The organism is Agromyces sp. H17E-10 (assembly GCF_022919715.1).
Classification (GTDB): Bacteria; Actinomycetota; Actinomycetes; order Actinomycetales; family Microbacteriaceae; genus Agromyces.
Map to the genome: position 1 here is coordinate 2,422,934 of NZ_CP095042.1, position 19,476 is coordinate 2,442,409.

General features: G+C 71.0%; 20 protein-coding genes. 11 read left to right on the forward strand and 9 right to left on the reverse strand.

Annotated elements, in window-relative coordinates; genetic code table 11:
• Positions 1–11: 11 nt before the first annotated feature.
• The 5 genes from MUN74_RS10985 (at position 12) to MUN74_RS11005 (ending at position 6,622) form a co-directional block, all read left to right on the forward strand.
• Positions 12–1,793, forward strand: a complete 1,782-nt coding sequence (locus tag MUN74_RS10985; RefSeq protein WP_244852107.1) for an FAD-binding oxidoreductase — start codon at positions 12–14, stop codon at positions 1,791–1,793.
• A 1-nt stretch (position 1,794) separates the two neighbouring features.
• The gene (locus tag MUN74_RS10990; protein WP_244852108.1) at positions 1,795–2,760 is read left to right on the forward strand and encodes a diacylglycerol kinase; all 966 of its coding nucleotides are present in this window, start codon (positions 1,795–1,797) and stop codon (positions 2,758–2,760) included.
• Positions 2,757–4,397: a GMC oxidoreductase gene (locus MUN74_RS10995; protein ID WP_244852110.1), complete on the forward strand. Its 1,641-nt coding sequence runs from the start codon at positions 2,757–2,759 to the stop codon at positions 4,395–4,397. Before MUN74_RS10990 ends, MUN74_RS10995 begins: the two co-directional genes overlap by 4 nt.
• Positions 4,398–4,486: 89 nt before the next feature.
• Positions 4,487–5,221 (forward strand): flavodoxin family protein, encoded by a 735-nt coding sequence (locus MUN74_RS11000; RefSeq protein ID WP_244852112.1) that lies wholly within the window; start codon positions 4,487–4,489, stop codon positions 5,219–5,221.
• Between the two features lie 252 nt (positions 5,222–5,473).
• A complete protein-coding gene (locus MUN74_RS11005; protein WP_244852114.1) occupies positions 5,474–6,622 on the forward strand; it encodes a M14 family zinc carboxypeptidase in 1,149 nt (382 codons plus the stop codon).
• A gap of 123 nt (positions 6,623–6,745) precedes the next feature.
• Here the strand turns inward: MUN74_RS11005 and MUN74_RS11010 are convergent, their stop codons facing one another.
• The 4 genes from MUN74_RS11010 to MUN74_RS11025 form a co-directional block, all read right to left on the reverse strand.
• A complete protein-coding gene (locus MUN74_RS11010) occupies positions 6,746–7,261 on the reverse strand; it encodes a tetratricopeptide repeat protein (protein ID WP_244852116.1) in 516 nt (171 codons plus the stop codon).
• A gap of 195 nt (positions 7,262–7,456) precedes the next feature.
• A complete protein-coding gene (purQ, locus tag MUN74_RS11015) occupies positions 7,457–8,155 on the reverse strand; it encodes a phosphoribosylformylglycinamidine synthase subunit PurQ (protein WP_244852117.1) in 699 nt (232 codons plus the stop codon).
• A 14-nt stretch (positions 8,156–8,169) separates the two neighbouring features.
• Positions 8,170–8,502, reverse strand: coding sequence for a phosphoribosylformylglycinamidine synthase subunit PurS (gene purS, locus MUN74_RS11020; RefSeq protein WP_244852119.1), 333 nt, complete (start codon positions 8,500–8,502; stop codon positions 8,170–8,172).
• A gap of 110 nt (positions 8,503–8,612) precedes the next feature.
• The gene (locus tag MUN74_RS11025; protein WP_244852121.1) at positions 8,613–8,987 is read right to left on the reverse strand and encodes a hypothetical protein; all 375 of its coding nucleotides are present in this window, start codon (positions 8,985–8,987) and stop codon (positions 8,613–8,615) included.
• Positions 8,988–9,205: 218 nt separating this feature from the next.
• Here MUN74_RS11025 and MUN74_RS11030 point away from each other — a divergent pair, with 218 nt between their 5' ends.
• Both MUN74_RS11030 and MUN74_RS11035 read left to right on the forward strand, forming a co-directional pair.
• Entirely contained in the window at positions 9,206–9,781 is a 576-nt protein-coding gene (locus MUN74_RS11030; RefSeq protein ID WP_244852123.1) for a PadR family transcriptional regulator, read from the forward strand.
• 31 nt (positions 9,782–9,812) lie between these two features.
• Positions 9,813–11,399, forward strand: coding sequence for a DHA2 family efflux MFS transporter permease subunit (locus MUN74_RS11035; RefSeq protein WP_244852125.1), 1,587 nt, complete (start codon positions 9,813–9,815; stop codon positions 11,397–11,399).
• Between the two features lie 3 nt (positions 11,400–11,402).
• On the opposite strand, the gene MUN74_RS11040 is transcribed toward MUN74_RS11035, so the two are convergent.
• Genes MUN74_RS11040 through kynA form a run of 3 tightly spaced genes read right to left on the reverse strand, consistent with a single transcriptional unit; the run spans position 11,403 to position 14,496 of the window.
• Positions 11,403–12,626, reverse strand: coding sequence for a kynureninase (locus MUN74_RS11040; protein WP_244856428.1), 1,224 nt, complete (start codon positions 12,624–12,626; stop codon positions 11,403–11,405).
• 32 nt (positions 12,627–12,658) lie between these two features.
• Positions 12,659–13,702 carry an amidohydrolase family protein gene (locus tag MUN74_RS11045; RefSeq protein ID WP_244852127.1) on the reverse strand — a complete coding sequence of 348 codons (1,044 nt, stop codon included), beginning with the start codon at positions 13,700–13,702 and terminating at the stop codon, positions 12,659–12,661.
• Between the two features lie 2 nt (positions 13,703–13,704).
• Positions 13,705–14,496, reverse strand: coding sequence for a tryptophan 2,3-dioxygenase (gene kynA, locus MUN74_RS11050; protein WP_244856429.1), 792 nt, complete (start codon positions 14,494–14,496; stop codon positions 13,705–13,707).
• A gap of 310 nt (positions 14,497–14,806) precedes the next feature.
• Between kynA and MUN74_RS11055 the strand changes: the two genes are divergently transcribed.
• Positions 14,807–15,448, forward strand: coding sequence for a TetR/AcrR family transcriptional regulator (locus MUN74_RS11055; RefSeq protein WP_244852128.1), 642 nt, complete (start codon positions 14,807–14,809; stop codon positions 15,446–15,448).
• 96 nt (positions 15,449–15,544) lie between these two features.
• Here MUN74_RS11055 and MUN74_RS11060 read toward each other — a convergent pair whose 3' ends face one another.
• Positions 15,545–16,243: an MOSC domain-containing protein gene (locus tag MUN74_RS11060; protein WP_244852130.1), complete on the reverse strand. Its 699-nt coding sequence runs from the start codon at positions 16,241–16,243 to the stop codon at positions 15,545–15,547.
• A 198-nt stretch (positions 16,244–16,441) separates the two neighbouring features.
• Here MUN74_RS11060 and MUN74_RS11065 point away from each other — a divergent pair, with 198 nt between their 5' ends.
• The 3 genes from MUN74_RS11065 to MUN74_RS11075 all read left to right on the forward strand — a co-directional run bounded on the left by MUN74_RS11065 (position 16,442) and on the right by MUN74_RS11075 (position 17,954).
• Positions 16,442–16,831, forward strand: coding sequence for a DUF4190 domain-containing protein (locus tag MUN74_RS11065; RefSeq protein ID WP_244852132.1), 390 nt, complete (start codon positions 16,442–16,444; stop codon positions 16,829–16,831).
• A 57-nt stretch (positions 16,832–16,888) separates the two neighbouring features.
• Positions 16,889–17,125, forward strand: a complete 237-nt coding sequence (locus MUN74_RS11070) for a hypothetical protein (RefSeq protein ID WP_244852134.1) — start codon at positions 16,889–16,891, stop codon at positions 17,123–17,125.
• 310 nt (positions 17,126–17,435) lie between these two features.
• Entirely contained in the window at positions 17,436–17,954 is a 519-nt protein-coding gene (locus MUN74_RS11075) for a hypothetical protein (RefSeq protein ID WP_244852136.1), read from the forward strand.
• 533 nt (positions 17,955–18,487) lie between these two features.
• Here the strand turns inward: MUN74_RS11075 and MUN74_RS11080 are convergent.
• A complete protein-coding gene (locus MUN74_RS11080; RefSeq protein ID WP_244856430.1) occupies positions 18,488–19,345 on the reverse strand; it encodes a VOC family protein in 858 nt (285 codons plus the stop codon).
• Between the last annotated feature and the right edge of the window lie 131 nt (positions 19,346–19,476).

A 19,476-nucleotide genomic window follows, 5' to 3' on the forward strand; every position in this document is an offset into this window, starting at 1 on the left:
CACTGTAACGCATGGTCGATGGTGACGACAGGGCGCCCGTGAAGCCCGCCGGTGAACCCCCCATGCGCTGGAACGGCCAGTCGGCCGGTGCTGTGAGAGCCCGCGAGGAGCCCGCTCCCATGCGCTGGAACGGCTGGGGAGATCCCGCCAAGGCGAAGGAGCTCCCGCTCGCGGTGCGCGCCCTGCTGCCGATGGTCCTCGGTCGCGTGCCGAAGCCCGAGCCCGCCGTCGCGCTCGACGACGTCGAGCTCGCTCCGACTCGGCTCGACGACGACGACCTCGCCGCGCTCGCCGCGGTCGTCGGCGCCGGGCATCTCGCGATCGACGACGAGTCGCGCATCCGTCACTCCGGCGGCCGTTCGACCCCCGACCTGCTGCGTCGACGGGCCCGACGACAGGGCGCCCCCGACGCGATCGTCTCGCCCGCCGACCACGACCAGGTCGCCGCGGTGCTGCGCGTCGCGGGCGAGCGAGACCTCGCGGTCGTGCCCTTCGGCGGCGGCACGAGCGTCGTCGGCGGCCTCGACCCCGAGCGCGGCGCGCATCGCGGGGTCGTCGCGCTCGACCTGCGGCGGCTGACGGGGCTCGTCTCCCTCGACGAGACGAGCGGCGAGGCGGTGCTCCTCGCCGGCACGACCGGCCCCGAGGCCGAGCGGCTGCTCGGCGACCACGGGTTCGAGCTCGGGCACTTCCCGCAGAGCTTCCGGTACGCGACGCTCGGCGGGTTCGCGGCCGCGCGCTCGTCGGGCCAGAACTCGGCCGGCAACGGGCGCTTCGACGCGATGGTCACTGGCCTCCGCGTCGCCACCCCGACCGGCGAACTCGCCCTCGGCCGTGCGCCGGGATCGGCCGCCGGCCCCGACCTGCTGCGGCTCTTCCTCGGCTCCGAAGGCGCGTTCGGCGTGATCACCGAGGTGCGACTGCGCGTGCGCCCAGTGCCCGCGGTGCGGCTCGCCGAGGCGTGGACCTTCCCCGACTTCGCCACCGGCGCCGACGCGTTGCGCCGGGTCGCGCAGCTCGGCACGGGGCCGACCGTCATCCGGCTCTCCGACGAGGCCGAGACGGGTGTCTCGCTCGCCCAGGTCGGCCGCATCGGCAAGGCGCTCGCCAAGGGCGCGAGCGCGGTCACGGTCTTCGAGGGCGACGCCGAGCTCGCCGCCGAGCGGCAGGTGCGCACGGCGCAGGTGCTCCGCGAGGCCGGAGGCACCTCGACCGGCCCCGCCGCCGCGGAGGAATGGGTGCACGGACGGTTCAACGCCCCGTACCTGCGCGACGCGCTGCTCGACCACGGCGTCTTCTGCGAGACGCTCGAGACGGCGACGACCTGGTCGAACCTCGAGCGGCTGAAGCGCGAGGTGACCGCCGCGATCTCCGACGGCTTCGCCGCGCTCGGCGCGAAGTCGCTCGTGCTCTGCCATGTCTCGCACGTCTACCCGACGGGCGCCGCGCTCTACTTCACGATCCTCGCCGTACTGAAGGGCGACCAGCTCGCCGGCTGGCAACCGGTGAAGTCCGCCGTCAACGACGCGATCATGGCGGGCGGCGGCACCATCAGCCACCACCACGGCGTCGGTCGCGACCACGCCCCGTGGCTCGAGCGTGAGGTCGGGCCGGTCGGCCTGCGCATCCTCCGCGCGGTCAAGGCCGAGCTCGACCCCGCGGGCATCATGAACCCGGGTGCGCTGCTCGTGGGTGCGGCGTCGGCACCGCCGGTTGCGCCGGTCGGCACTCCGCCGGGCGAGACGCGGGATGCCGCATCCGCCGCCGCCCCCACGACGACCGGGAACGCCTGACGTGGCCGGCCACATCTCGGTGCTGGTCAACCCGACCTCGGGTCGCGGGCGCGGGGCGGATGCCGCGGCGCGAGCGGTCGAACGGCTCGAGCAGCTCGCGACGGAGGTGCGGGTGCACCGCGGCGACTCCGTCGAGGACACGCAGCGGCTCGCGCACGAGGCGGTCGCGAGCCGGCCGCGCGCGCTCGTCGTCGTCGGCGGCGACGGCACGCTCTCGTCGGTGCTCGACGCGGTCGTCGGGTCGGGCGTGCCGATCGCGCTGGTGCCGGCGGGCACGGGCAACGACCTCGCCCGCGCGCTCGGGCTGCCGTTCGAGGGTGCCGGGGCGGCAGCCGCTGCCGCCGAGCTCGCCGTGCACGGACGATCGCGCGCGATCGACGTCGGCGAGATCGAGTCGTCGGCCGGGATCCGGCGGTTCCTCACCGTCGCGGCGATCGGATTCGACGCCCACGTCGCGGAGCGCACCAACCGCCTGCGCTGGCCGCGCGGACGGGCGCGGTACTACCTCGCCCTGCTCATCGAGCTCGCGCGGCTGAAGCCCACCGCGTTCGACGTCGGCCTCGACGGCGGCACGCGACAGCCGGCGCCCGGCACCCTCATCGCCGTGGGCAGTACCCGCAGCTACGGCGGCGGCATGCCCGTGTGTCCCGACGCCGACCCCGCCGACGGCCTGCTCGACGTCACCCACGTCGGACCGCTCGGCCGGGCGAAGCTCGTGCGGCTCTTCCCGCTGCTGTTGCGTGGCACGCACGTCGAGCGTCCCGAAGTCACGGTGTCCCGCGTCGCGACCGTCGACGTCGACGCCCCCGGGCTCATCGTCTACGCCGACGGCGAGCGCGTCGGCACGGGCCGGGCGAGCATCCGCGTCGTGTCCGGTGCGCTCACGGTGCTCGTGCCCGCCGACGAAGCGCCAGCGTTTGAGGCCTCCGCAGGCGAAGTGCACGCCGACCCCGAGGCATCCGCATGACCGCCTTCGACCACGACGTCGTGATCGTCGGCTCGGGCTTCGGCGGCTCGGTCGCCGCGCTCAGGCTCTCGGCGAAGGGGTATCGCGTGCACGTCTACGAAGCCGGGCGCCGCTTCGCCGACGACGACTTCGCGAAGACGTCGTGGAACGTGCGCCGCTACCTGTGGGCGCCGGCGCTCGGATGCTACGGGGTGCAGCGCATCCACAAGCTGCCGCACGTGATGATCCTCGCCGGTGCGGGCGTCGGCGGCGGCTCGCTGAACTACGCGAACACGCTCTACGAACCGGGCCCCGCGTTCTTCGCTGACCGGCAATGGGCCGACCTCGCCGACTGGCACGACGAGCTCGCCCCGCACTACGCGACCGCGAAGCGCATGCTCGGCGTCGTCGAGGAGTACCCGCACGAGGGCCCCGTCGAGCGGATCATGCAGGGCGCCGCGAACGACCTCGGCGTGGGCGACTCGTTCCGGCGTGCGCCGGTCGGGGTGTTCTTCGGCGCCCCCGGCGAGACGGTGCCCGATCCGTTCTTCGGCGGCGAGGGGCCCGACCGCACGGGCTGCACGCTCTGCGGCAACTGCATGGTGGGCTGCCGGGTGGGTGCCAAGAACACGCTCGCGAAGAACTACCTCGCGCTCGCCGAACGCCTCGGCGCGACGATCGAACCGCTCCGCACCGTCGTCGAGGTGCGGCCGCGCGCGGGCGGCGGGTACGACGTGACGACTGCCCGCAGCGGTGCGTGGTTCGGTCGCGGCCGCCGCACCGTGAGCGCCGAGCAGGTCGTGTTCGCCGCCGGCACGTGGGGCACGCAGCAGCTGCTGCACCGCATGAAGGACTCCGGGGTGCTGCCCCGCCTCTCCGACGCGCTCGGCCGCCTCACCCGCACGAACTCCGAGGCGCTCGACGGCGCCGTCGCCGTGTCGGTGCCCGGCGAGCTGGGCCTCGCGCGCGGCGTCGCGATCACGACGTCGTTCCACGTCGACGAGCGCACCCACGTGGAGAACGTGCGCTACGGGCCCGGCTCGAACCTGATGGGTGCGCTCGCGACCGGCATGGTGCCGGGCGACCGATCGCTCGGTGCACGGCTCGGTGCGCTCGTGGGTGGCGCGCTGCGGCATCCCCTCACGGCCCTTCGGCTGGGGTCGCTACGCCGTTGGAGCGAGCGCGGCATCATCGCGCTCGTCATGCAGACCGCCGACAACTCGCTCACGCTCTCGTTGCGGCGCCGCCTCGGCCGCCGGGTGCTCACGAGCGCGCAGGGCGAGGGCGAGCCGAACCCGAGTCACCTGCCCGGGGCGCACCGTGCCGCCGAGGCGATCGCTGCGCAGATGGAGGCGGCGGGCGGCCTGCACACCGAGGCGCGGGGGTCGTGGCCCGAGGTCTTCGGCATCCCGCTCACGGCGCACTTCCTCGGTGGCGCGGTCGTCTCGGGCTCGCCCGACCGCGGTGTGGTCGACCAGTACCACCGCGTGTGGGGGTATCCGGGCCTGCATGTCGTCGACGGCGCGGCCGTGCCTGCGAACCCGGGCGTGAACCCGTCGCTCACGATCACGGCCATGGCCGAGCGCGCGCTGTCGCACTGGCCGCGGCGGAGCGCCGTCGATGAGCGGCCTTCGCAGGAGCAACTGCTCGCCGGCTGAGTCGCGGCCGGGTTCGATGCCGTGGGCGGCGTGCCCGCGGCATCCTCACCCCCTGTCGGCGCCGCAGGCACGCGAGTAGCATCGCGCCCATGGCCGAGCTGCCGGATTTCAGCGACCTGCGAGCCCTCTTCGTCAACTGCACGCTCAAGCGAAGTCCCGAGGTGAGCAACACCCAGGGCCTCATGGACGCGAGCATCGCACTCATGCGCGAGCACGACGTGCAGGTCGACACCCTGCGGTTCGTCGACGTGGATGCCGCGACCGGGGTCTACCCCGACATGCGCGAGCACGGCTGGGCGACCGACGCGTGGCCCGACGAGGTGTGGCCACTCGTCGAGGCGGCCGACATCCTCGTCGTGGGCGGGCCGATCTGGCTCGGCGACAACTCGTCGATCACGAAGAAGTTCATCGAGCGCATCTATGCGATGAGCGGGCTCTTCAACGACCGCGGCCAGTACGTGTTCTACGGCAAGGTCGGCGGCGCCGTCATCACCGGCAACGAAGACGGCATCAAGCACTGCGCGCAGAACATCCTGTACAGCCTGCAGCACGTCGGGTACACGATCCCGCCGGGCGCCGACGCCGGCTGGATCGGCGAGGCGGGCCCCGGCCCGAGCTACCTCGACCCCGGCTCGGGCGGTCCCGAGAACGACTTCACCAATCGCAACACGACGTTCATGACGTACAACCTGCTGCACCTCGCGCGGCTGCTGAAGGACGCGGGCGGGTTCCCGGTCGGGGGCAACATCCGCGCCGAGTGGAACGCGGGGGAGCACTACGGGTTCGAGGTGAACCCGTACGACGAGAACCCCGAGTACCGGTGACCGCGGCGCGGACTCGCTCGGCGCCAGACCGGCGTCTGGGGGTCACGATCTGACAGACCCTCATCGGATGGTCCTGGGATCACCGACGGGACGATCGGGGCGAAGATCGTTGAACAATCTGGACGTCCGGCTCTTGAAACGTGCCAACACCGCTCCGTAGGCTGCCCATACGTCTGGGGGGACGGTCCGTGACGGATCCAACCTCGGATTCGTGTCGCAGACGCGCCATGCCATCTCGATGAGGAGAAGCACATGACCAACGGCCCGAAGTCCCACTCACGCAACCGACGCTCGATCACGCTCGCCGCAGCGGCAGCACTCGCGCTCGGCGCCCCGCTCGTCGCGGGGTCGCCCGCCGTCGCCGACGCGAACTTCCCGTCGCCGAACGGCAACACCAACACCTCCGCGATCCTCGACTACGACGACCTCGTCGCCGAGCTCGGCAAGCTCGAGGCCACGTCGCGCTTCGGGCTCGATGCCTTCACGCTCGCCGAGGCCGGAACGGCGGTGAGCACGACCGAATCGGGGCGCGACCTCTACGTCGCGACCGTGGGCGACGGCCCCGAGGCCGTCTGGCTGCAAGGGCGCATCCACGGCAACGAGCCCTACGGCACCGACTCGCTCCTCGCCGTGCTGAAGGAGCTCGGCACCAACGGATCGCCCGAGTGGCAGCTGCTGCGCGACACGTACACCTTCCACGTCATCCCGATGTACAACCCCGACGGCTCGGAGCTCAACATCCGTCACACGGTGCTGCAGGACGGCACCGAGAAGCGGATCGACCTCAACCGCGACTGGGCCGTCGGCAAGTTCGAGGCCGCCGAGTCGGAGGCGTACTACGAGTACTGGACCATGGTCGACCCGGCGTTCGCCGTCGACGTCCACCACCAGGGGCTCAAGACCGAGCGCGGCGACGGCGACGAGGTCACCCTGTCGCTCGGCGTCTCACTGGCCCCCGGCGGGCCGACGCTCCCCGGCGTCCAGGGCGGCGCCTACGACGTGCTGACCCGCCAGATGCAGGTGCACGTGTACGACGAGCTCTCGAAGTACGGCTTCGTCAACATCGACCGATACGACGTCGGTCGTGGCATCGAGATCGACATCAAGGGCGGCGTCGTCTCGGCGATGATGCTCGGACTGAACCACGACGGGCTGAACCCCGAGGGGCACAGCAACCCGGCGATCTTCTTCGAGACGAGCGGCAACACCTCCGACGGCAGCCTCGGCCAGAAGGCGCGCGGCAAGTCGATCAAGCAGAACGTGCTCGCGCTGCAGGAGCTGCTCGTCGGCATGGCGACCGGCGAGGTGCAGCAGGAGGACCCGGCTCGTTGGGACGAGATCCCGCACGCGCCGGTGACCGCGTACCAGACCGACAGCGGAGTGATCCCCGCGTCGTTCTGAGGCCCGGACATCTGACGCGCGCGCGATCGATGCGTGCTCCGGCGGCGGCCGGTCCCGAACATCGGGGCCGGCCGCAGCCGCGCGACCCGACGGCCCGTCCGTCGCGCGGGGTCGTCCGCTCGTTCAGCTCCGCGCGTCGCGCTCCGCGAGGAACGTCGCGTTGCCGCGCAGCGCCGCCTCGTAGCGGAGCAGCTCGTCGGTGCGCACCCGGTCGGCGACGAGCCCGAGCATGATCGCGAACGCGGCGTCGTGGCGGCCGGCTTCGTGCAGGCTCGTCGCGTGCCACACCTTCAGCGAGTCGGAGTCGGGGAACTCGGCACGAGCGCGTTCGAGCACCGCGAGCGACTCGTCGAGTCGACCGAGGTTGCGCAGCGTGCTGCCGTACTGCAGCAGGCAGCGGCGCAGCGCATCCCCGTCGAGGCCCGCCTCCATCGCGCGCTCGTAGTAGCCCGCCGCGGTCTCTTCCTCACCGGCGGTGTCGTACGCGCCGCCGACTTCGTAGAGCACCTCGGGCTCGTCGGGGTGCTCTACGAGCACCGCGAGGAACGCCTCGATCGTGGGCTGCATGTTCGCCCGGTCGCGCGCCGCGAAGATCTCGGCGAGTCGGGCGTGCAGTTCGGGCGGCGTGGGCTGCGGCATCCGCCCATCATCGCTCACGCGTGCGCGGCACGCACTCGGGCTGACCCTGTGTAGGAACTTTCGCTCTCGCGGCGGCGTGTCGTGACCGGGATGCGGCGTGTCGAGCGGTTCTTCCTCCAGAAGCGAGCGGGCCGAGGCTGCGAGGCGACCGCGGCGCGCACCGAACGTGCCGCGGCGTGCCCGCGAGTGCCCGGCCTACGCGTCGACGAGCGCGCGCTTCACGACGCTCGTGAAGAAGCCGAGTCCGTCGACGCCCGACCGCATCGCGGCGGCGGTGTCGGGGCCGAAGCCGGGCTCGACCGCGTGCTCGGGGTGCGGCATGAGGCCGACGACGTTGCCGCGGGCGTTCGTGATGCCGGCGATGTCGCGCAGCGATCCGTTCGGGTTCACGTCGACGTAGCGGAAGACCACGCGGCCCTCGCCCTCGAGCCGGTCGAGCGTCTCGTCAGAGGCGATGAACCCGCCCTCGCCGTTCTTGAGCGGGATCGTGATCTGCTGGCCGACCTCGAAGTCGGCGGTCCAGGCGGTCGACGGGTTCTCGACGGTGAGCACCTGGTCGCGGCAGATGAACGAGCCGTGGTCGTTGCGGATGAGCCCGCCCTCGAGCAGTCCCGCCTCGGTGAGCATCTGGAAGCCGTTGCAGATGCCGAGCACCGGCATGCCGGCGTTCGCAGCCGCGACGACCTCGGTCATGATCGGCGAGAGCGAGGCGATCGCGCCGCAGCGCAGGTAGTCGCCGTAGCTGAAGCCGCCGGGCAGGATGAGCGCGTCGACGCCCTCGAGGTCGTGCGAGCCGTGCCAGAGCGCGACGGGCTCGCCGCCCGCGAGTCGCACCGCGCGCTGCGCGTCGCGGTCGTCGAGCGAGCCGGGGAAGGTGATGACGCCGATACGCATGCGAACGCCGCCCGTCAGTGGGTCTCGCCCGCGGGGGCGCCGAAGCCGTCGCCCGCGACCGTGCCGGCCTCGGCCGCTTCTTCGGCGAGCTCAGCGTTGGTGACCTCGTAGTGGATGCCGACCACGTCTTCGATGACCTGGTTGGAGAGGATCTCCTCCGCGATCTGCTGCACGTTCGCACGCAGCGCGTCGTCGACCGGTCCGTCGACGGTGAGTTCGAAGCGCTTGCCGATGCGCACCCCGGAGAACCCGGTGTGGCCCGTGCGGGCGAGGGCGCCGGCGACGGCCTTCCCCTGGGGATCGAGCAGTTCGGCCTTGGGCATCACGTCGACGACGATGGTGGGCACCGCGGTTCTCCGTCCGGTGTCGAGGGTGTGGATGCCTCGATTCTACCGGGCGCGCGCGACCACGGATGCCCCGGGCGGGCGACGCCCGCGCGAGGCATCCGGCCTCGCGGTCAGCGCCGCGTGAGCGCCTTGACGACGAGGACCACGCCGACGACCACGGCCGCCCCCACGGCGATGACGACGCCGGGGTTCTCGCGGTATCGCGCCTTGACGTACGCGACGCCGTCGTCGAGCACCTCGCGTGCCTCGGAGGCGGCGACGCCCGCCTGGGTCGTGATCGCGTCGATCGCGTCGGTCGCGGTCTCGCGCACGTCGCGCAGCACGTCGCCGACGGCGTCGGCGGCGTCCTCGACCTGATCGGTCAGGTCGTCGACGCGCTCGCCGGTCTCCTCGGCCAGATCCTCGGCCAGGTCGGCGGCGCGGTACGCGGCCCGCTCGGCGGTGAGGCGCGGGTCGATGTCGAATTCTCGCTCGGTGCCGGTCATCGGGGGCTCCCTTCTCGAGCATTCTCGAATCTCGTCGAGGTGCGCCATCGTACGCTCGCGACCTCCGAGCGGTCCGATTCGGGCGAGGGGGTTGCCGCCGGCCGCGCGCCTTGCTATCGCGGTGGGGGGAGGTCCCTACGGCGGGGATTGCCAGCGCGGAATTCCGTGCGTATTATTCCGAGCGGAATATTTGATCGGGATGCCGCGGAGGGAGCGACATGACCACGACGCTCTCGCCGCTCGGCGTCACGGTGCTGGCGTTGCTCGTCGAGCGCGACATGCACGCCTACGAGATGTACCAGCTCATGCTCGAACGCAAAGAGGACAAGGTCGTCAAGGTCTCGCCCGGCTCGGTCTACCGTGCCGTCGAGCGGTTCGCGGCCGACGGGCTCATCGACGAGGTCGTCGTCGAACGGCAGGGCAACCGGCCCGAGCGCACCGTCTACGCGATCACCGAGACCGGACGCGAGGCGCTCCGCGAGACGATCACCGCGATGCTGCGTCGGCACGTCAACGAATTCCCCGAGTTCCCCGTCGCCATCGGCGAGGCGCACAACCTGCCCGCGGGCGAAGTCGTCGAGCTCCTCGGCGAGCGGCTCGACTCCATCCGCGAGGTGCTCGCCGCGATCGACGGGTCGCTCGAGCGCATCGCCGAGCGCGAGCTGCCGACCGCGTACGTGCTCGACCTGCACTACAGCCGGGCCCTGCTCGCCGCCGAGGCGACCTGGCTCGAGCAGACCATCGACGACCTCGGCTCGGGCGCCCTCGCCTGGCCCGCGAAGCACCGCCACTGAGGCATCCACCATCGACCGGAAGGTTCCACCCATGGAACGCACCTTCAAGCCCTGGCCCGCGCTGTGGGCCCTCGTCTTCGGGTTCTTCATGATCCTCGTCGACTCGACGATCGTGTCGATCGCGAACCCGGCGATCCTCGAAGACCTGCAGACCGACATCACCGCGGTGCTCTGGGTGACGAGCGCGTACCTGCTCGCCTACGCCGTGCCGCTGCTGATCACCGGGCGACTCGGCGACCGGTTCGGGCCGAAGCGCATCTACCTCACGGGTCTCGTCGTGTTCACGCTCGCGTCGCTGTGGTGCGGATTCTCGGGCGACATCGGCATGCTCATCGCGGCCCGCGCCGTGCAGGGCTTCGGCGCCGCGCTCATGACCCCGCAGACGATGGCGGTCATCACGCGCATCTTCCCGCCCAACCAGCGCGGCACCGCGATGGGTCTCTGGGGCGCGGTCGCCGGCATCGCGATGCTCGTCGGCCCGATCCTCGGCGGCGTGCTCGTCGACGGCCTCGGCTGGGAGTGGATCTTCTTCGTCAACGTGCCCGTCGGCATCGTCGCGTTCTTCCTCGCACTGCGGCTCGTGCCGAACCTCGAGACCCACCAGCACCGCTTCGACTGGCTCGGCGTCGTGCTCAGCGGCGTCGGCATGTTCCTCGTCGTGTTCGGCATCCAGGAGGGCGAGACCTACGACTGGGGCACGATCACCGGGCCGATCACGGTGTGGGGCCTCATCATCACGGGCATCGTCGTGCTCGCGGGCTTCGTCGTGTGGCAGGCGGTGAACAAGGCCGAGCCGCTGCTACCGCTCGGGCTGTTCCGCGACCGCAACTTCTCGCTCTCGAACGTCGCGATCTCGCTCGTCGGCCTCGCGATCACCGCGATGCCGCTGCCGCTCGCGTTCTACTACCAGATCGGCCGTGGTCTCGACCCGACCCAGGCGGCGCTCATGCTGCTGCCGATGGCGGTCGTCTCGGGCGTGATGGCGCCGTTCATCGGCAAGCTCACCGACCGCGTCAACCCGAAGTGGGTCGCGTTCGCCGGGTTCACGATCGTCGCGAGCGCGCTCGCGTGGACATCGCTGTGGCTTACGCCCGACACCGACCTGTGGCTGCTGCTGCTGCCGAACGCGCTGCTCGGCGTCGGCATCACGGGCGTCTTCGCCCCGCTCGGCTCGTCGGCGACGCGCAACCTGCCGCGCTCGCAGGCCGGCGCCGGATCGGGCGTCTACAACATGACCCGCCAGGTCGGCTCGGTGCTCGGCTCGGCCGCGATCACGGCCCTGCTCAACGCGCGGCTCGCGGCCGAGCTGCCCGGCTACGGCGGCGGCGCGGGCTTCGGCGGCGAGGGCGCCCACGGCGGCGGCGAGCTGCCGCCGCAGGTCGCCGAGGGCTTCACCGCCGCGATGAGCCAGTCGCTCTGGCTGTCGGTGATCGGCTTCGGCGTCGGCGCGCTCGTCGTGCTCTTCTTCGCGAAGCCCAAGGTCACGGTCGCCTGGGGAGGCAACGGCGACTCCGCCGAGAGCGGTGCGCCGGGTGGGTCCGGTGCGCCGGGCGCGCCCGCCGCAGCGCCGAAGAGCAGCAACGCGGATGCCGCGGCAGAGGCCGCTCGCGCCGAGTAGCCGCTACGCCAGCCCGGCCCGCTCGGCGAGCACCTCGCGGAGGACCTCGCGCGTGGCATCCAGGCCGCGGTGCACCTCTTCGAAGCTCGTCGACAGCGGCGAGAGCCCGATGCGGAGGCCCCCCGGGTCGCGGTAGTCGGGGATCACGTCGCGCTGCCAGAGTCGGGCCGTGACCTCGCGCATCGCGTCGTGGTGCAGGGTGACGTGGCCGCCGCGCTCCTCGGCGTCGGCGGGGGAGGCGAGGGTCACGCCGAGCGGGGCGAGCCACTCGTCGGCGAGCGAGATCGCGAACTCGGTGAGGGCGACCGACTTCGCGCGGAGCGCCGGCATCCCGGCCTCCTCGATCATGGCGAGGGTCTCCTCCATCGCGAGCATGCCCACGATCGGGGCGGTGCCGCTCGTGAATCGGCGGATGTCGGGCACCGGCTGATAGTCGGGACCCATCATGAACATCTCGGCGTTGCCCCACCAGCCCTGGATCGGCTGTTCGAGCACCGCCTGCAGGTCGTCGCGCACGTAGGCGAACGCGGGGGAGCCCGGCCCGCCGTTGAGGTACTTGTAGGTGCAGCCGACGGCGAGGTCGAAGCCCCAGTGGTCGGCGCGAACGGGCACCGATCCGGCCGAGTGGCAGAGGTCCCAGAGGATGAGCGCGCCGGCGTCGTGCGCGATGCGGGTGAGCTCGGGCGCGTCGGCGAGGTACGCCGACCGGTAGGCGACGTGCGAGACGACGACGAGCGCGGTCTCGGGGCCGACCGCCTCGGCGAGCTGCTCGGGGGTCACGCCCGACGACGTGTCGACGTCGATCCACCGCAGCCGCATGCCGCGCTCGCGGGCGATGCCGTCGACGACGTAGCGGTCGGTCGGGAAGTTGTCGGTGTCGATCACGATCTCGCGGCGTGCGGGGTCGCGTGCGAACTGCGCGTCGACGGCCGCGCGGGCGAGCTTGTACAGCAGCACCGTCGTCGAGTCGCCGATGACCGTCTGCCCGGCCTTCGCCTCGATGACCGCGCGGCCGATCCGGTCGCCGATCTCGGTCGGCAACTGCAGCCATGCCTCGTCCCAGCCGCGGATGAGGCGCCCGCCCCAGTCCTCGCGCAGGAACCGCTCGACCCGCTCGACCGCCGACACCGGCGGCCGACCCAGCGAGTTGCCGTCGAAGTAGACGAGGTCGGTCTCGGCGCCGACGAACCGCTTGCGGTAGTGGGCGAGCCCGTCGGCGCGGTCCATGCGGCGGGCGAAGGCGAGGTTCGGGTCGAGGGTCACAACGTTTCCAGTCGGTCGGTGCGGGAGGGGTCGTCGAGGGGCGGTGGGGCCGCGAGGTACTCCAGGTCTTCGGCCGGCACGACGCGCGCGCTCGCCAGCCAGTCGGGCAGGCGGTCCGCATCGGCGGGCGGCTCGCCCGCGATGAAGGTCGCCACCCCCTGCGGCTGCTCTGCGCGCGGCCACGGGTCGGCGAGGGCGTCGATGACGTCGGATGCCGCGAGGCCGGCGCCGAGCAGCAGCGCGAGCTCGGCGGGGTTGAGGCCGGCGGGCTGCTCGCCGTTGCCGAGGTCGGTGCCGTAGAGCACGCGCCCGCCGGCGCGATGGAAGCGGCCGAGGTTGTCGGCGGCGCGCACGGCGTCGGGGGTCGCCTCGCCGTAGCCGGCGACGAACAGCGTCGAGATCCAGCGCTGCCCGGCCGCGACCGCCCGGGCGATGAGCCCGTCGTCGACGATCTCGGTGAACGGAGTGTGCGCGAGCACGTCGACGCCGGCGTCGACCGCGAGCCGGGTCATGTCGTCGCCCTCGACGTGCGCGACGACGGGCAGTCCGAGGTCGTGCGCGGTGCCCACGACGGCGTCGAGGGTGGGGCGATCGAGCACCGGTCCGGCGACGCGGTTGAGCGCGACCTTGATGACGGATGCCCCGAACGAGTGCTGCTCGCGCACCGCGGTCTCGGCGGCGCCGGGCAGCCAGGCCCGCCCGTCGGCGGGCTCGGGGTCGAGCTCGCGCGCGCATCCGGGTGCGGCCCAGGCGCGACCCATCGGGTAGCCCCCGCGAGCGGTGAGGAAGTTGCCGGCGACGTCGAGTCGCGGCATCCCGTCGCGGCGCAGTTCGGCGCCGACGAGGGGGAGCGGTGCGCCCAGGTCGACGACGCCCGCGAGTGCCGAGTCGCGCAGCGACGACCTCGGCACGAGCATGAGGTGCACGTGGTGGTCGATGAACGGCGGCAGTGCGATGCCCGTCTCGCCGGCGTGCTCGCCGCCCAGCGAGCGGCGCGCCGCCCGGGCGGACGGTCCGAGGTCGAGCGTTGCGCCGGTCATGGTCAGCCGGGGATCTCGGTGCGCACGGCGTACAGCTCGGGGAAGAAGGTGAGTTCGAGCGCGCGCTTGAGGAACGGCGCGCCGCTCGACCCGCCCGTGCCGGTCTTCGAGCCGATGATGCGCTCGACCGTCTTCAGGTGGCGGAACCGCCAGAGCTGGAAGTTGTCTTCCAGGTCGACGAGCTCCTCGCAGGTCTCGTACGCCGACCAGTGCTCGTCGGTGTTGCCGTAGATCTCGGCGAACACCGGCACGAGCTCGGGCGTGAAGGTCCACGCCAGGGTTACGTCGCGCTCGAGCACGCTCGCCGGGATCGGGTAGCCCGCCCGCGCGAGCAACCGGAGGAACTCGTCGTAGAGGCTGGGCGACTCGAGCGCATGGCGGAGGAGGGCGGTGGCCGCGGCATCCGCCTCGAAGATCTGCAGCATCTTCGCGTTCTTGTTGCCCAGCACGAACTCGACGGCGCGGTACTGGTACGACTGGAACCCGCTCGCATTGCCGAGCACCCCGCGGAACTGCGCGTACTCGGCCGGCGTCAGGGTCGCGAGCACCGACCACTGCTCGGTGAGGGTCTTCTGGATGTGCTTGACGCGCGCGATGCACTTGAGCGCCCGGCCGAGCTCGTCGGCGCGCAGCAGGTCGCGGGCGGTCTCGAGCTCGTGCAGTACGAGCTTCAGCCAGAGTTCGGTGGTCTGGTGCTGGATGATGAACAGCAGTTCGTCGTGGTGCTCGGGCCGCGAGATCGGGCGCTGCGCGCTCAGCAGGGTCGGCAGGTCGAGATAGCCGCCGTAGCTCATGCGATCGCTGAAGTCGGTGACGACCGTCGACTCGATCGTTCGGGTGTTCGCCTCGACGCCGTCGCTCACGCCTTCGTGTTGTGTCACCAGACCAGCCTATGCGGCACGGTCGGTCGAGTAGCGACGAAGGAGCGTATCGAGGCCACCAGCCTCAACCCGAAGCCGACGCGACGGGCCCCCCACCGGATCGACCGGATCATGCCCGCCGCGTCGCGTCCTCCACTCCCCCGTGAAGGAACGGCGTCCCGTTCTTCGGGTAAACGGAGACGACCCTCCGAATCATACGTGAGGAACCGCGTACAGTGAAGCGATGACCTCGTCGGCATCGTCACGCCGCGACGCACGGCGCAACCACGAGCGCCTGCTCGCCGAAGCTCGGCGACTCTTCGCCGAGCGGGGAATCGACGCGCCGCTCGACGAGCTCGCGGTGCGCGCGGGCGTCGGGGCCGGAACGGTGTACCGGCACTTCCCGAACCGCGACGCGCTCGTGCGCGAGCTCTACGACCACGCGGTCGCCGAGCTGCACGACTTCGCGCCCGAGATACTCGGCGCCGAGACCGGCTGGCGCTCGGTCGAGCTGTACGTCGAGCGGCTCGGCGGGTGGGTCGCGGACTCGCCCTACCTGCCCGCCGTCATGCGTCGCGTCGCCGAACTCGACCCGTCGCACAAGCCGGGCATCGAGTTCGAGCCGCTCGTCAACGGCATGATCGCGCGCGCCCAGGCCGAGGGCGCGCTGCGCGACGACGTCACGGCCGTCGACCTCAGCATCCTCGTCGACATGCTCGGCTCGCTCGGCCAGTACGGTGGCGGGTACCTGCCGTTCTGGCGCCGTCAGCTCACGATCGTGCTCGACGGGTTGCGGGCCCGGCCGGGCACGACGCCCATGCCGGCCCCGTCGCAGGAGTTCGCCGCCTTCCACGACATGTCGCACGCGAAGGGCCCCAAGCGCTGAGCGGGTTGAGGAGCGACGAAGGAGCGTCTCGAAACCCGTCGGTCGAGTAGCGCCCGACGAAGGAGGGCGCGTATCGAGACCACGCCCCGATCGACCTCAGTCCGTCGCGACCTCGACCCCGTCGCCCACCCGCAGCACCGCCGGCACCACGACATCGGCGTACACCGCGAGCGACATCTCGCGCGCCTTCGTCAGCGGCTTCAGCAGCCGTCCTTCGGCGCTCGTGCCGTCCTGAGCGACATCCACGGTGCGGCAGCGCTCGATGCGCTCGACCACCCGCAGCCGCGCCTGGCCGATCGTGAGCTCACGTCCGAGCCACGACTCCTCGACGAACGGCTCGTCGGTCTCGACGACGAGGTTGGCGCGCAACCGTCGCGGGTCGGCATCGATGCCGAAGTGCTCGGCGCACCAAGCGAGCGACGCCGTGCCGATGATCGAGATCTGCCCGCCGTCCTGCATCGGCACATCGCCTTCGGGCAGGACGCGCACGTCCGCGCCCATCCGCTCGCTGAGGTCGGTGTCGAGCTCGTACTCACCGACGAGCCACAGCCCGTGATCGCCGCGCTGCACCTGCACCGAGGCATCCGCCGTCGTGGATGCCGAGTACTCGAACACCGCATCGCGCCGCCGGAACCGGCGCGTGTTCTTGCCCGACGCGAACTTGCCGTCGGCGTCGACGACGGCGAACCCGCGGTCGCCGACGAGTCCGCGCGCGTCGAGCGGCACCTCGGTGAGGGCTTCGCCGCCCATCGCCTTGACGGGGTACCGACGGATCGAGCGCAGCGGGTAGTTCATCGAGGCAGCCTATCGGGGCGACTTCCGATCGGCTGTGCGGTGCCGAGCGCAGGCGGACTCCACCAGAGTGATATGTCCGGCACCAGTGATTCGGTTCCCGATCGACCACCCCCATTTGTGGGGTATTGGCGGCGTCGGTTCGGATCCCTTACGGTCGGCCGACGACGCACGAAGGCGTGCGATCGAACGGAGGAAGAAATGACGTCTGACACGAACGCGGCGGCTCCCGGGGAGGCGCCTCAGCCCGAGGCATCCGGGCCGCTCGAAGACGCGGCGCGCAACATGGCAAGCCAGCCGCCGCTGATCGCGGCCGACGGCAAGCCGGCGGAGCAGAAGTGGGCGACCGGCGGCGGTCGCATCGTCGCGCTCATCGCGGGCATCCTCGGTGTCGTCATCGCGGCGTTCGTCCCGATCGTCGCGATCGCGCTGGGCTTCCTCGCCCTCGTGCTCGGCAGCACCGCGCGGGGTCATATGGTTCCCGGCCGCCCGGGTCGGGGGGTCGCAACGGCGGCGTTCGTGATCGGCATCGTGGCCGTCGTGCTCGGCGCCGTGTCGTGGGTGCTCGCGGTCGTGCTCCGGATGGGTTGATGGCATCCTCGTCGCGCTCCCGATCGCTTATTTCCTGAATCTCCACTGAGGTACCCGATGAAGATCCTGCACCCAGACTCATCGCGGATCGGCGAGGAAGAAGTCGCCGACGACGAGTTGGTCGTCGCCACCACTCGTGGCGAGCTGGCGACCATGGCCGGAGCGATCAACGAGGCGCTGGAAGCCGTCGACAAGTGGGAGTTCGGCCTCCGGCTCGGCGTGACTCCAGCGCAGGCTACAGAACTGCGAGACCGGCTCAATGAGGTCCTGCGCGTGACCTACCGGCCCGAGTAGGAAGCCAGCTGGTCTGCGCCAGGCGGCGGGCCTTGGTGGCGTAGGAGGGCGCTTCCGATGAGCGCGCTGATGCTAGCGCGTTCGTCGGAGTCGAGCTGGTCGAGCGCGGTCGGTGCAGCCGGAGGCATTCGCCCTGTGGGAAGATCGGCCCCACCGGGCCTCTCGCCGCTGAGCAGAAACGCAACGGTATCCCTTGGAGGCTGGAAGATTGAGTCCTGACTGGCATGACTACGAGTCGTATCGACCGGTGGCAAGCGAACCTCTGAACGAGCTAACGAGGGCTGCGGCAAGGCGAGAATTCGAGCGTTGCATGGAAACTCGGAGCGCGCGTATCGAATCGCTCGGACGCCTTGTGGAGGGCAACGGAGTGATGCTCGCCACAGATGATGCCGCGATTCAGCGCCTCAACGACTGGTTTCTCGCGAGTGTCGAAGCTGATCCCGAGCGACCGGGCTTCCTGCTGCCGGCGTGGTATTCGGTGACACACGACGTGGCGTTGTTTCTCGGGGAGGTGATGATCGAGCGCCATCCGACGCTTCGATGGGAGTTCTTTGTCTGGGGCAAGACGAACGTTGCTTATCAGCGCCATGTGATCATGGGGTTCAGCACCGAGGATCCGAAACTCCGCACCAACATTGATATCGATCGGCTTGTCGCGACGTATGGGCACCAGCTCGTCGAATCGCGAGGGTCGGTCGCTTCGCTCGGCAAGGTGGAGATCCGAGGAACGACGATCGACATCGATGCCGTTGCCGCGAGCCACAGATCTACCGGTATCGACTCGGATCGGTTCGTGCAGTGGCTGAGCCGCGTCACCGAACGAGCGTGACGAGCGTGCTGACGGCGCGACTGCGAGCTCAGCGGGCAAATGTACGTACGAAATCAAACATGTCCACCCTGCGTAACGGGACGCGGCGCGAAACCTGGCCGGACAGCCGCCGCTGACCGGCCCCGACGGCGAACCGGCGGAGCAGAAAGTGGGCGACCGGCGGCGGCCGTATCGTCGCGCTCAAAGTGGGCATCTGCGGGGCTGCGATCGCGGCGTTCGTCCTGATCGTTGCGATCGCGCTGGGCTTCCTCGCCCTCGTGCTCAGCAGCACCGCGCGGGGTCACATGGCGCCGGGCCCTCCGAATCGTGGGGTCGCAACGGCGGCGTTCGTGACTCGACCGGTCGGGATGCCTCAGGGCTAGGTTCTCGTACCGGCTGAGATTCTGGCTTTCGACGCTCATTCAGCTACCTCGATCGGCATCGTCGCCGTCGTGCTCGGCGCCGTGTCGTGGGTGCTCGCGGTCGTGCTCCGGATGGGTTGAGGCCATCGGAGTGATGAACTCTCCCGTCGCGATCCGTCTGGATCGGGCCGACTAACTCGCCGCCCGCACCTCGACGAGGTTCGCCCACGGGTCGTCGAACGACAGGGTGCGGCCGTCATCGCGGGTGCCGACCTTGAAGTGCTCCATGCGCTCGCCGAGCTCGCCGAGGTCGTCGGCCGTGGGCACGACGATCTCGACCTTGCCGAGGCCGAGGGCGAGCCCGCGCTTGCCTGCGCCGCGGCTGTTCCAGGTGTTCATCGCCATGTGGTGGTGGTAGCCGCCGGCCGAGACGAAGAGCGCCTGGTCGCCCATCTCGGCGGTCGTCTCGAAGCCGAGCCGGTCGACGTAGAACTCGCGGGCGCTCGCGACGTCGCCGACCGACAAGTGCACGTGCCCGACGATCGCCGAGCCGAGGCGGGCGTCGGGCGTCGCATCCGTCATCGCCGCGGCGACGGCACCGGCCTCGCCGAGGTGGTCGCGCAGGTAGCCGTTGGGGTCGAGGTAGATGGTCGCCATCTCGACGGTGCCGTGCACCCAGCTCCACTGCGAGCGGTCGCGGTCGAAGTACAGCTCGACGCCGTTGCCCTCGGGATCGGTGAAGTAGAACGCCTCGCTCACGAGGTGGTCGGCGCTGCCCGTGAACGTGCCGGGGTAGCGCGACGCGACCGAGTAGATCGCCGTCGCGAGCGCCTCGCGGGTATCGAAGAGGATCGCGGTGTGGAAGAGCCCCGCATCGCGCGGCGACGCGTGCTTGAGCTCGGGCGCGTGCTGCAGGATCACGATCGGCGTGGTGCCGCGGCCGAGCACGGCGACGGGTCCGTCGTGGCTGAGCAGGTCGAGCGTCACGCCGTCGCGGTAGTAGCGGATCATGCCGTCGAGGTCGGCGACGCGCAGCGTCACCGCGCCCATGCCGGTGTCGGCGGCCAGCAGTCCGGCGCCTTCGGGCGCCCCGTTAGTTGTAAGCACAACTAATGGTAACGGATGCCGCGACGAATGTATTCCGATCACTCGAGTCGCGGCGTCGGGGGCCACCCGACCAG

Coding starts and splice junctions, on each gene's coding strand:
- MUN74_RS11030 (WP_244852123.1), top strand. CDS start 9,206: ATGACCACGACGCTCTCGCCGCTCGGCGTCACGGTGCTGGCGTTGCTC.
- MUN74_RS11060 (WP_244852130.1), bottom strand. CDS start 16,243: ATGAACTACCCGCTGCGCTCGATCCGTCGGTACCCCGTCAAGGCGATG.
- MUN74_RS10985 (WP_244852107.1), top strand. CDS start 12: ATGGTCGATGGTGACGACAGGGCGCCCGTGAAGCCCGCCGGTGAACCC.
- MUN74_RS11040 (WP_244856428.1), bottom strand. CDS start 12,626: ATGGACCGCGCCGACGGGCTCGCCCACTACCGCAAGCGGTTCGTCGGC.
- MUN74_RS11065 (WP_244852132.1), top strand. CDS start 16,442: ATGACGTCTGACACGAACGCGGCGGCTCCCGGGGAGGCGCCTCAGCCC.
- MUN74_RS11035 (WP_244852125.1), top strand. CDS start 9,813: ATGGAACGCACCTTCAAGCCCTGGCCCGCGCTGTGGGCCCTCGTCTTC.
- MUN74_RS11045 (WP_244852127.1), bottom strand. CDS start 13,702: ATGACCGGCGCAACGCTCGACCTCGGACCGTCCGCCCGGGCGGCGCGC.
- MUN74_RS11080 (WP_244856430.1), bottom strand. CDS start 19,345: ATGGGCGCGGTGACGCTGCGCGTCGCCGACCTCGACGGCATGATCCGC.
- MUN74_RS10995 (WP_244852110.1), top strand. CDS start 2,757: ATGACCGCCTTCGACCACGACGTCGTGATCGTCGGCTCGGGCTTCGGC.
- MUN74_RS11010 (WP_244852116.1), bottom strand. CDS start 7,261: ATGCCGCAGCCCACGCCGCCCGAACTGCACGCCCGACTCGCCGAGATC.
- MUN74_RS11005 (WP_244852114.1), top strand. CDS start 5,474: ATGACCAACGGCCCGAAGTCCCACTCACGCAACCGACGCTCGATCACG.
- MUN74_RS11075 (WP_244852136.1), top strand. CDS start 17,436: ATGGAAACTCGGAGCGCGCGTATCGAATCGCTCGGACGCCTTGTGGAG.
- MUN74_RS11055 (WP_244852128.1), top strand. CDS start 14,807: ATGACCTCGTCGGCATCGTCACGCCGCGACGCACGGCGCAACCACGAG.
- purQ (WP_244852117.1), bottom strand. CDS start 8,155: ATGCGTATCGGCGTCATCACCTTCCCCGGCTCGCTCGACGACCGCGAC.
- MUN74_RS11025 (WP_244852121.1), bottom strand. CDS start 8,987: ATGACCGGCACCGAGCGAGAATTCGACATCGACCCGCGCCTCACCGCC.
- MUN74_RS11000 (WP_244852112.1), top strand. CDS start 4,487: ATGGCCGAGCTGCCGGATTTCAGCGACCTGCGAGCCCTCTTCGTCAAC.
- kynA (WP_244856429.1), bottom strand. CDS start 14,496: ATGAGCTACGGCGGCTATCTCGACCTGCCGACCCTGCTGAGCGCGCAG.
- MUN74_RS11070 (WP_244852134.1), top strand. CDS start 16,889: ATGAAGATCCTGCACCCAGACTCATCGCGGATCGGCGAGGAAGAAGTC.